The organism is Paraburkholderia sp. RAU2J (assembly GCF_003634845.1).
Taxonomy (GTDB): domain Bacteria; phylum Pseudomonadota; class Gammaproteobacteria; order Burkholderiales; family Burkholderiaceae; genus Paraburkholderia; species Paraburkholderia fynbosensis.
On record NZ_RBXG01000001.1, the window covers coordinates 1966074 to 1977607 of the forward strand.

An 11534-nucleotide genomic window follows, 5' to 3' on the forward strand; every position below is an offset into this window, starting at 1 on the left:
TATGCCATAGCTAGGTTGCCCAGGAAAAAATCTTGCCCGGGTTCATCAGGTTGCGCGGATCGAGTGCGTGCTTGATCGAGCGCATCGTATCGACGGCGACATCGCCGTGTTCTTCGAGCAGAAAGCCCATCTTGTGCAGGCCGACGCCGTGCTCGCCGGTGCAGGTGCCGTCCATGCGCAGCGCGCGTTGCACGATGCGATGGTTCAGACGCTCGGCTTCCGCGAGCTCTTCGGGCTTGTTCGGGTCGATCAGGATCGCGACGTGGAAGTTGCCGTCGCCGACATGGCCGACGATCGGGCAGGGCAGCGGCGACGCTTTCAGATCCTGCTCCGTTTCCACCACGCATTCTGCGAGACGCGAGATCGGCACGCAGACGTCGGTCGTGACGGCGCGGCAGCCGGGCTTCAGTTGCAGCATCGCGAAATAGGCGTTGTGACGCGCGTTCCACAGACGACTGCGGTCTTCCGGGCGCGTCGCCCATTCGAAGCCTTCGCCAGCATTCTGCGCGGCGATCTCCTGGACCAGTTCGGCCTGTTCCTTCACACCGGCCTCGGTGCCGTGAAATTCGAAGAACAGCATGGGCGCCTCGCGCAGTGTCAGATTCGAATGGCGGTTGATCGAGCGGATCGCGAGCGAGTCGACGAACTCGACGCGCGCGATCGGCACACCGATTTGGATCGTTTCGATGACCGCGCGCACCGCATCGCCCATCGACGCAAATGCGCATACCGCGGCGGAGACCGCTTCCGGTTGCGGATAAAGGCGGACGGTGATTTCGGTGATCACGCCGAGCGTGCCCTCCGAGCCGACGAACAGACGCGTCAGGTCGTAACCCGCCGACGACTTGCGCGCCCGCGTGCCGGTCTTGATCACGCGGCCATCGGCGAGCACGACGGTCAGGCCGAGCACGTTCTCGCGCATCGTGCCGTAGCGCACGGCGTTCGTGCCCGACGCGCGCGTGGCCGACATGCCGCCGATGCTCGCGTCCGCGCCCGGGTCGATCGGAAAGAACAGGCCGGTGTCGCGCAGCGCTTCGTTCAACTGCTTGCGCGAAATGCCGGGCTCGACGGTGACGGTGAGGTCTTCGGCGTTGATCGACAGCACGCGGTTCATTTCCGACAGATCGATCGACACGCCGCCTTGGACGGCGAGCAGATGTCCTTCGAGCGATGAACCGTTGCCGTATGGAATGATCGGCACGTTGTACTGGCCGCACAGTTTGACGACGGCTTGCACGTCTTCGGTCGTGCGCGCGAACACGACGGCGTCAGGCAGTTGGGGGTCGAACGGCGATTCGTCGCGGCCGTGGTGGGCACGCACGGCTTCGGCAACCGATACGCGCTCGCTGAAGGTCGCTTTGAGCGCGTCGAGCAGCTCGGCGGGAAAAGGCCGGCGCAGCGGGGCCGGCGGTACGGGATGATTCACGCATGTCTCCTGTGTCGACCGGAGTTAGCGCTTTAGCGCTTACTCCGGTCCCATGCAACGCGGTCGACCGGAGTTAGCGCTTTAGCGCTTAGTCCGGTCCCATGCAACGCAGTCGACCGGAGTTAGCGCAAAGCACCGACTCCGCTCCCATGAAAAACGATCGCTGAAATTTTCGTGTACAGCTTGTTTGCAGCAGCTATTTCATTTTACGCCGATCGCCCGCCGGCCGGCGTCAGGACGCCCACGGCTTCTATAATGGCGGCGACTTCACGATGCGCGCAATATGGATAAACGCGATGGCCAGCCGGCCGTTTTGCGCTGAACCGTGCCGTTTGCATGGACGCATCGTCACTGAATGGATGGGAGACATCATGGGCAACCGCTTGAGCAAGATCGCGACCCGCACGGGCGACGACGGTACCACCGGACTGGGCGACGGTCGCCGCGTACGTAAGGACAGCGCGCGCATTGCCGCGATTGGCGACGTCGACGAACTCAATTCGAACCTCGGTGTGCTGTTGTGCGAAACGCTGCCTGACACGGTGCGCGCGGCGCTGATCGCGATCCAGCATGATCTGTTCGATCTCGGCGGCGAACTCTGCATTCCCGGCCACACGATGATCACCGACCGGCATCTCGCCCAACTCGACGGCTGGCTCGCCGATTACAACGCGGCATTGCCGCCGCTGAAGGAGTTCATTCTGCCGGGCGGCTCGCGCTCGGCGGCGCTTGCGCATGTGTGCCGTACCGTCTGCCGCCGCGCCGAGCGGGCGATCGTGGCATTGGGAGAAGACGAGCCAATCAACGCGGCGCCGCGTCAGTACGTGAACCGGCTATCGGACTTGCTGTTCGTGCTCGCGCGCGTGCTCAATCGCGCTGACGGCGGCACCGACGTGCTGTGGCAGCACGATCGCAACGCGGGCTAGCGTGCGGACAAGCGGCACGCGTTAGCCGACGGCCAGCGTAACCGGCTTGCCGATGCGGCTCATCATTTCGACCAGCGTGTCGATGGTGAACTTGGTGGTTTTCTTGTTGACCACGTCGGATACACGCGGACGCGACACCATCAGAATCTCGGCGGCCTCAGCTTGCTTCAGATGGTGTTGTTCGATCCAGCTGGAGAGTTCGGTCATCAATTGCTCTTTCAGCAGCCGCGTGTCGTTGATCTGCTTTTGCGATGCGGTGTGCAGGCGCTTCGCCTCGTCGGCGGAAAAGCCCAGTTCGAGGAACAGATTCGCACCGGGCCGCGTCACGTGACGAATTTTCGTGTCGATCGTCATTTGTTAAGTTTTCCTATTGTTGATGATGGCGCGGTATCGCGTCTCGGCAATCTTCCTGTCATGCGGCTCCAGCTTCTGCGTTTTCTTCTGGAAGCAATGCAGCACATACAGCGCTTCGACGTACTTGGTCACATACATCACGCGAAAAATGCCGTCAGGATCCCTGATGCGGATTTCGCGAGTTCCGGCGCCGATCGAGTCGAACGGCTTCCAGTCGTCCGGGTCGAGTCCCGCCTGGATCTTGCCGAGCTGGAATCCCGCGCGACGACGTGGTTCTTCGGGAAAGGCGAGTAAATCGCGGTAGCTGGAACCCAACCAGCGAATTTCTTTTTCCTGCTCCATAACCGCCTTTTCTGTACAAAATTTTATACGCAACATCCCACCCGGTCAAGTCGTCCGCGACCGGCGATGAGCTGTTACGGTACAGAGGCGGAATATGAAGCACCATTCGGCCGTTCGGCCAAAAAAAGCCCGGCTCGACGAGCCGGGCTTTCTACGGATCTGCCTGAAGGCAGCGTGGCAGCGTGGCAGCGCTTTAGTTGCCGCTGCCGCGCGCAACGCGCCGTTGCTTGACCGCTTCGGCGAGACCTTCGAGCACTGCGACGCTTTCGTCCCAGCCGATGCACGCATCGGTGATGCTCTGGCCGTACGTCAGTGCGCAACCTTCCTGCAGATCCTGGCGGCCTGCCACCAGGTGCGACTCCACCATCACGCCGACAATCCGTTCGTCGCCCGAAGCAATCTGGCGGCCGATATCCGCGCACACCGGAATCTGGTTCTCGTGCTTCTTCGAACTGTTTGCGTGGCTCGCGTCGATCATCAGGCGTGCTGCGAGACCGGCCTTGCTGATGTCCGCGCAAGCCGCGTTGACGCTGTCCGCATCGTAGTTCGGCGTCTTGCCGCCGCGCAGGATGATGTGGCAGTCCTCATTGCCGGCCGTCGACACGATCGCCGAGTGACCACCCTTGGTGACCGAAAGGAAATGGTGCGGCTGCGAGGCGGCCTTGATCGCGTCGACCGCGATCTTGACGTTGCCGTCCGTGCCGTTCTTGAAGCCGACCGGGCACGACAGTCCCGAGGCGAGTTCGCGATGCACCTGCGACTCGGTGGTGCGCGCGCCGATCGCTCCCCACGAGATCAGATCGGCGATGTATTGCGGGCTGATCATGTCGAGGTATTCGGTGCCGGCCGGCAGGCCCAGTTCGTTGATGCGCAATAGCAGTTCGCGCGCGGCGCGCAGGCCGTCGTTGATCTTGAAGCTGTTGTCCATATGCGGGTCGTTGATGAGACCCTTCCAGCCGACCGTCGTGCGCGGCTTTTCAAAGTACACGCGCATCACGATTTCGAGTTCGCCGGCGAAGCGCTTGCGCTGCTCGATCAGGCGTCCGGCGTATTCCATCGCCGCCTTCGGATCGTGAATCGAGCACGGGCCGATGATCACGATCAGCCGGTCTTCCATGCCATGCAGAATCCGATGCATCGCGTTGCGCGAGTTGTAGATCACGTCGGACACCGTTTCGTCGCAGGCGAATTCGCGGATCAGGTGAGCGGGTGGCGTGAGTTCTTTCAATTCGCGAATGCGGACATCGTCGGTGTTGTGCGGGGGCATGTTGTTCTCCTGAATCGGTTCGTAGCGTGTTCGCGCGGGCAACGAAGGCTGTGATGAGGCAGCGATGCCAGAGCGGACCACAATCAAAAAATGTTCAACGACAAAGTTCTAGATGCGATTTCAACTGCGGTTGCAGATGTATGAGGCGAAAAAAAAACCGCCAGGCTTAGCTGGCGGTTTTCGGGAATTCTCGGTGTCCTGCGTGCACTAACACCCCTCTCGATCCGCCAGCGGTCTGAGATACCAAAAAAAGTAAAAGTAAAACTTGGCGGACATGGCGAAATGAGGTGGCTGGTCAAAAAGGGTGAGTGACTTTATAACCCGCTCAAGCTCGGCTGACAAGCATAGGGGTGTAAAAATGCGGGAAACCCGCATACTTCGCCCATTGCATGCACGAAGTATGCGTTTTCCGCAGAATCAGGCCGTGCCGCCCACCGTCATCCGGTCAATGCGCAGCGTCGGCTGGCCGACGCCCACCGGGACGCTCTGGCCTTCCTTGCCGCACACGCCGACGCCCGAATCGAGCTTCATGTCGTTGCCGATCATGCTGACGTACTTCAGCGATTCCGGACCGCTGCCGATCAGCGTCGCACCCTTGACCGGGTACGTGATCTTGCCGTTTTCGATCATGTACGCCTCAGAGGCCGAGAACACGAACTTGCCGTTCGTGATGTCGACCTGGCCGCCGCCGAAGTTCACCGCGTACAAGCCGTTCTTCACCGACGCGAGAATTTCCTGCGGGTCCTTGTCGCCGTTGAGCATGTACGTGTTGGTCATGCGCGGCATCGGCAGCGCCGCGTACGATTCGCGGCGCGCGTTGCCGGTGACCGGCATCTTCATTAGCCGCGCGTTCAGCGTGTCCTGGATGTAGCCCTTCAGGATGCCGTCCTCGATCAGCGTCGTGCACTGGGTCGGGTTGCCTTCGTCGTCGATATTGAGCGAGCCGCGGCGATTCGGCAGCGTGCCGTCGTCGACCACGGTCACGCCCTTGGCGGCAACCTGTTCGCCGATACGTCCCGCGAATGCCGACGAGCCCTTGCGGTTGAAGTCGCCCTCGAGGCCGTGGCCGATCGCTTCGTGCAGCAGCACGCCGGGCCAGCCGGGTCCGAGCACGACGGTCATCGCGCCGGCCGGCGCCGGACGCGCGTCGAGGTTGACCAGCGCCGCATGCACCGCGTCGTCGACGTAGCGCGACAGCACTTCGTCGGTGAAATAGCCGTAATCGAAACGCCCGCCGCCGCCGCCGCTGCCGATTTCGCGGCGGCCGTTCTGCTCGGCGATCACCGTGACCGACACGCGCACGAGCGGCCGGATGTCGGCCGCGAAGCCGCCGTCGCTGCGCGCGACCAGCACCACGTCGTATTCGCCGGCGAGGCCCGCCATCACCTGCTGGATGCGCGGATCGCGGCCGCGCGCCATCTGTTCGATGCGCTCGAGCAGCTTGACCTTGGCGGTCGCGTCGAGCGAATGGAGCGGATCGGACGGCAGGTACAAGTCGCGTCCGGCGATGCCGGTCAGCGACGTAGCTACCTTGATCTTCTGCTTGCCGCCACCCGCCTTGGCAATCGAGCGGGTGGCGAGCGCCGCCTGACGAATCGCTTCAGGCGACAGGTCGTCCGAGTACGCGAAAGCGGTGCGGTCGCCCGACACGGCGCGCACGCCGACGCCCTGGTCGATGCTGAAGCTGCCCGACTTCACGATGCCTTCTTCGAGACTCCACGCTTCGCTGCGCGTGTACTGGAAGTACAGGTCCGCGTAATCGATCTTGTGCGTGAAGATTTCGGCGAGCGTGCGGGTGAGCAGGGATTCGTCGAGACCGTAGGGCGTCAGGAGGATGTCCTTGGCGGTGGCGAGATTACGGATACCGGGTTCGATGATGTTCATGCGAAGTATGTTCTGCTCGATAGGAGTCGGTTAGCGCCGGAGCCACCATATGAGTGACGGGCGCCGCAGTTTCAATGTCGTTTCAACTGAGCACACGATGACGCCAGGCGGGCAAGCTCTGCCGCACTTCTTCGATGCGCGCACGCTCGAGATTGCCGGCGACCACGCCGGCGCCTTCGTCGCGCACCGCGATGATGTCGCCCCATGGGTCGATCAGCATGCTGTGGCCCCAGGTGCGGCGGCCGTTCTCATGTTTGCCGCCTTGCGCCGCGGCCAGCACGTAACACTGGTTTTCGACCGCCCGGGCGCGCAGCAGCGTTTCCCAATGCGCGCGCCCGGTGGTGTAGGTAAAGGCGGATGGCACCACGATCAGCGCGCAATCGCCCATGCGCCGGTACAGCTCCGGAAAGCGCAGATCGTAGCAGACCGACAGGCCCACGCGGCCGAACGGCGCCTCGAAGCTGCGGACCTCGCCGCCGGGGCAGATGGTGCGCGCCTCGTCGAACGATTCTTCGCCCTTCTCGAAGTTGAACAGATGAATCTTGTCGTAGCGCGCGGCTTCGTTGCCTTGCGGGTCGAACACCAGCGTGGTGTTCAGTACGCGCGATGCTTCCGGCGCGGTGATCGGCAGCGTACCGCCGATCAGCCAGATCTGGTGGCGGCGGGCGGCATCGGCGAGGAAACGCTGGATCGGGCCGTCCTTGTAGGGCTCGCGTACCGCCAGCTTGTCGGTGTCCTTGAAGCCCATGAAGCAGAAGTATTCGGGCAGCAGCACGAGTTGCGCGCCGTCGGCGGCGGCTTCGGCGATCAGGCGCTGCGCTTCGGCCAGATTGCGTTCGCGATCCGGCGTGCTCACCATCTGCAGCGCGGCGATCCGGAAGGTGCTTGGCAGGGAACCGCTGGACGCCGCGGTGGATGAGGGGGGAAGGACGTGTGTTTCGCTCATGAGCGTTTCGGAAAACTCCCGGCAAGGCGGCGGCGCGAACCGCTGCGCCGCTTACGTCGTTCAGGGCGGGCTGGGGCCGCCGTCGCGGCACTGGGCGCTCGGCCGGCCAAAAAAGCAATCCGGGGGCCGGATAAAACTCAGTGCGCTTCAACAGTCGAAGCCGGAACGTCCATATTACCGCGATCGCCCGTCACCCGCTCGACGTGCGGTTTCGACCACGAACCGGTGATCGCGTATTCGCGCGCGAACACGTGCGAGACCGAGTGGGTGAGTGCGAGATCAGCCAACAGCGCGCCCAGCCCGAAGAACGGATTGATGACCGCCGCGGCGATCACGCCGGCGCCCACGCTCACGGTCGGCGTGACGTGGAGATGCATGTCCTGGGACTTCTGCACGAGATCGACCGTGCCCGTCATGTCGACGCGCGCCGGCGCGGTCACCATCGTGAAGTTGTCCGTGCGGCCGATGCCGTCGTGAATCTGCGCGGTGGCGGTGACGCTGGAAAACGGCAGCCCTTCGCCGATCACGTCGCGGAAATCCAGCGTGGCGATACGCGCGAGGCTTTGCAGGCTGAGCACGCCCAGCAGCGTGGCGACGCCCGGGTCGATCTTGAGGATCTGGCCATGGTGCAGGTCCGCCGCCAGATTGCCGTTGAGCGTCGGAAAGTCGATCACGGCCGGGGCGCCGAGCCATGCCAGCTTGCCCGACAGCGAGCCCGTGCCGCCCTTGATCGTGCGCGGCAGGCCGAAGCGTTCGATCAGCGCGCCGGCGTCCTTGATGTCGAGCTTGAAATCGAACACGGTGCGGCGCGGCGTGCTTTCGTCGGCGGCGGCGCCCAGTCCCGTCGAGGTGCGCCAGTTCGCGGTGGCGCTGAGCGTGGCGGCGGGATTCGTGATGTCGAGCTTGTCGAGCTGCCAGACCGGCACGCCGTCCTCTTCGAAGTTGTGCGCGTCGACTTCGAGCCGGCCGACGTTGCGCTCGCGCACGATCAGCTCGTTGACCACCAGATCGATCGACGGCATGTTCTGCGCGGGCGCCGACATCGCCGGGCCGAGCAGGTCCTTGTCCTCGACCGACGGAATCACGACGCGCGCAAAGCGCGCCTGCAGCGTGCCCGGCGATCCGCGAGTGGCGCCCGGCAGCCACGACACGTGGCCGGACACCTGGTTCGACGCGATGTTCGCCTGCCATTTGCCCTCCGCATGCGACGCGCCGACGATCACGTCGTCCCAGTGGCGCTTGAGCAGCGTCAGCGTATCGATGTGCAGCGCGAAGCGGTTCGGCAGGAATTGTGTGACGGCCGGATTCGGCGCAGCCGGCGGCGTGGCGGCCGCGGGCGCAGGGGGCGCCGGGGGCGCAGTGGGCGGGGTCCCCGGCGGGGAGTTCGAAGCCGCGCCCTGGGTGCGCATCTGCATGACGAGCGCGCGCCACGCGTCGGCGTCGAACGCCGGCAGGTCGACGGCGGCGACCACGCCGTCGGATGGCAGATCGGCGGGCCTGTTCACGCCGATCGCGCCGCGCACGACCGTCGGCAGCGCTTTGGGCTGATAACGCAACAGATACGCGGCGGCGATCGGGCCGAAGGTCAGGTCGGCGCGTTCCAGACCGGCTTCGCCCGGCGCGGCGGACGGGTTGACGGCGAAGTGCAGCGGCATCGCCTCGCCGGCCGGCTTGGCGAACGGCGCCGGGAAGTCGAGCGCGAGGCCGGTCAGATCGGAGTTCGCGGTCACTTCCGGCAAGCTGCCCTTGGCGCCGCGCACGTTCAGCGCGTAGGGCGCCGTGCCGCTCAGGCGCGTCAGCACCTGCGCTGCCGGACCATGCAGATCGAGGCCGCGCGCCGCGTCGACGGCGATATGGCCGTTGAGCGCCAGCGCGTACGTGCCGTTCTGCCGCAGCCCGCCGTTGGCATGCACGTCGCCGCCGAGGAACTGCCCGGAGAGCCGGTCGAGCTGGGCCGTACGTTCGGTGAAACGCACCCGGCCGTTCAGTTGCGACAGCGGCGGCACGCGCGGCACGCTCAGCCGGTTGTTCAGGAAGCCGACCGCGCCTTCCACGCCGATATGCGGTTTCGGCGTGCGCGGCACCGTCAGCTTGAGCGCGAGTGACGCGGGTCCTTCGGCGCGAATCTTTTCCGTCTGGTGCCGGGCCATGATGCCGAGCGAGCTGTCGTTCACGTAGTCGAGCATGTCGGCGAGCGGCCCGCGCCCATTACCCTGGATGACGAGATTCGAGCCCCGGTTGCCGAGGTCGTCGATCCTGCCGTTGACGCCGGTCAGCGCGACGCGCCTGTACCGCCCGCGGGCGATGTCAAAGCGCATCACGTTCTGCTTGAGTTCGAACACGCCGTCGATGCCGTCGAGCGGCGGCCACACGTTCGGCGTGCCGTTGCGCATATTGCGCGGCGGGTAGGGCGAAGGATCGAATTTGCCGCCCTTGAACGGCGCGACGATATGGAAGATGCCGGCGTCGGGATCGCGCGAGTACGGGAATTTGGTCAGGTCGCCATGCACTTCGATCGTCGCGCCCTGCGAGATGCCCGCCTGCAGCCCGTGGCCCAGATAGATGCGCAGCTTTTCGCTGATGCTGGTCGGCAGATAGCGGGTGATGCGCGGCACCTGGGCGCGCTGGAAGTCGGCCTTCAGATCGAGCGAGCCGCGGCCGTGGCCGGGGTTGCTGTAGCTCGCGCTCGCGGTGGCCGCGACGTCCGCGTTCGAGACCGCGAAATCGGCCACCTTCACCGCAAACCCCGGACGGTTCTCGCCGGGCGCCTTCGGCGTGATGGTCCAGTCGGCGCGGCCATGCAAACGGTCGAGCTTCAGGCGCGGATCGTCGAACACGCCCGGCAGCGTGATGGCCACATTGGACGTGTCGAGAAGCGCGGTGCCATGGTTTTCGTCGGCGTCGACGCTGCCCCACACATTTTCGATGCCGGGGATGCCCGCGCGCGGGTGGTTGCGCGCGGTGAGTCCCGGCGGCGGTTCCTGGGCGGCCACGCTGATGCCCTGCAGATCACCCTTGAAGCGATAGCGCTCGATCGGCTCCGCGCCGGTCGTGTGACGATCGCCGCCCACTTCGCCCGACTCCGGCTTGCCGCGCTCGACCTCGATCACGTAGTTGGCCATCAGGCCGCGCGGATTAAAGCGCACCAGGTTGTTCAGCAGACGCCGCGGCAGCGGCAGCGCGCGGCTGAATTCCGCGAGGATGCCCAGGTCGACGCGGTCGCCGGTGACGCTCACGAGTTGCCCATGCTGCTGCGACGCCCTCCGGTAGCGGCCGTCGAGCGTCGCGAACTGGAGCGTGCGGGTGAGCGGCGTGCCGTCCTCGAGCGGTGGCTGGCCGAGTTCGGCGCGCAGGTCGGTGAGTTGCAGCCGGTAGTCGCCCTGCTGGGCGAGATCGAGGTGCCACGAGAAATGCGCGACCGGCAGCAGCAGCTTGGGCTGCGTTGGACGCACCCGCAGCGCGACGTCGGCGCCGGTCAGCTTGCCGCTCGCCGTCTTCATGCGGCCCTCGGCGAAGTCGCCCCAGATCGCGTTGTCGATGCGGCCGGCAAACGTCTCGATCGGGAAGTCGATGTAGCGCGCGAGCGTCGGCAGATCGACCGGGCCCGTCGACATGTACACCTGCCCGGTCCAATTGATCGGCTTGCCGATCGCGCTGAGCGGCGCGTGCCTGAAATGCGTGCGGAAGTCGATCGGGCCGTGCAGCACCTGGCCTTCGGCGGGCGCCTGCAGCGCGAGCCGGTGATCGTAGCCATCGTTCAGGATCGCGATGCGGATGTCGCGCAGCGCGAGTTCCGGCGCCGCGTGTTGCGCATCGCGCCAGCGCAGCACGCCGCCGCGCAGCACGATCGCTTGCTGGCGCAGCAGCCAGGTGGAGAGCGTGTCGTTGCCGCTATGCCGGGTCGGCACCGGCACGCCCGCGACCGACAGCACGCCGTCGGCGTTGCGCGAGACCAGCACGTCGGGTTGATCGACGATCAAGCTGGAGAGCGCCGGATGAAACTGCCAGAGCGATCGCCAAGACAGCGCGGCGGTGGCGTGCGGAATCGTCAGCGCGGGTTTGCCTTCGTGATCGCGGATCACGAGGTTGGTCACGTCGACGCCCGGCTGAAAACCGCTCCAATGCGGCGCCAGCTTGCCGATGGTGAACTGCGTGCGCAGCTTCTCGGAAACGACCGCTTCGATGCGCGGGCGGAACGAGTCGATGCGCGGCAGCACGACGTAGCGCAAGCCGAGAAACAGCGTCGTGGCGATGAAGTAGAGGACCAGCGCGATGACGAGGACGACGCGCAAAGTCCGACGCAGCACGATGTGGTCGTGTCCGCTCACAGGTCCGACCTGCCCGGGTTCGTGGTGCTCGGCGGATTCGTTTCGCTCGGACATGCGGCGG

The 11534-nt window shown here is 65.1% G+C and carries 8 protein-coding genes; 1 reads left to right on the forward strand and 7 read right to left on the reverse strand.

Annotated elements, in window-relative coordinates:
• Positions 1 to 10: 10 nt before the first annotated feature.
• A complete protein-coding gene (locus tag B0G69_RS09075) occupies positions 11 to 1426 on the reverse strand; it encodes an FAD-linked oxidase C-terminal domain-containing protein (RefSeq protein WP_121316575.1) in 1416 nt (471 codons plus the stop codon).
• Between the two features lie 371 nt (positions 1427 to 1797).
• Between B0G69_RS09075 and B0G69_RS09080 the strand changes: the two genes are divergently transcribed.
• Positions 1798 to 2352: a cob(I)yrinic acid a,c-diamide adenosyltransferase gene (locus tag B0G69_RS09080; RefSeq protein ID WP_121319248.1), complete on the forward strand. Its 555-nt coding sequence runs from the start codon at positions 1798 to 1800 to the stop codon at positions 2350 to 2352.
• Between the two features lie 21 nt (positions 2353 to 2373).
• Here B0G69_RS09080 and B0G69_RS09085 read toward each other — a convergent pair whose 3' ends face one another.
• From B0G69_RS09085 to B0G69_RS09110, 6 genes are all read right to left on the reverse strand, one after another.
• Positions 2374 to 2706, reverse strand: coding sequence for an XRE family transcriptional regulator (locus B0G69_RS09085; protein ID WP_121316576.1), 333 nt, complete (start codon positions 2704 to 2706; stop codon positions 2374 to 2376).
• Between the two features lie 3 nt (positions 2707 to 2709).
• Positions 2710 to 3048, reverse strand: a complete 339-nt coding sequence (locus B0G69_RS09090) for a type II toxin-antitoxin system RelE/ParE family toxin (protein WP_121316577.1) — start codon at positions 3046 to 3048, stop codon at positions 2710 to 2712.
• 193 nt (positions 3049 to 3241) lie between these two features.
• Positions 3242 to 4315, reverse strand: a complete 1074-nt coding sequence (gene aroG, locus B0G69_RS09095; protein ID WP_121316578.1) for a 3-deoxy-7-phosphoheptulonate synthase AroG — start codon at positions 4313 to 4315, stop codon at positions 3242 to 3244.
• 417 nt (positions 4316 to 4732) lie between these two features.
• On the reverse strand, positions 4733 to 6199 hold the full coding sequence (tldD, locus tag B0G69_RS09100) for a metalloprotease TldD (protein ID WP_121316579.1): 1467 nt from the start codon (positions 6197 to 6199) through the stop codon (positions 4733 to 4735).
• A gap of 82 nt (positions 6200 to 6281) precedes the next feature.
• The gene (locus B0G69_RS09105) at positions 6282 to 7145 is read right to left on the reverse strand and encodes a carbon-nitrogen hydrolase family protein (protein WP_199731163.1); all 864 of its coding nucleotides are present in this window, start codon (positions 7143 to 7145) and stop codon (positions 6282 to 6284) included.
• Positions 7146 to 7282: 137 nt separating this feature from the next.
• The gene (locus B0G69_RS09110) at positions 7283 to 11527 is read right to left on the reverse strand and encodes a YhdP family protein (protein WP_121316580.1); all 4245 of its coding nucleotides are present in this window, start codon (positions 11525 to 11527) and stop codon (positions 7283 to 7285) included.
• Positions 11528 to 11534: the final 7 nt, after the last annotated feature.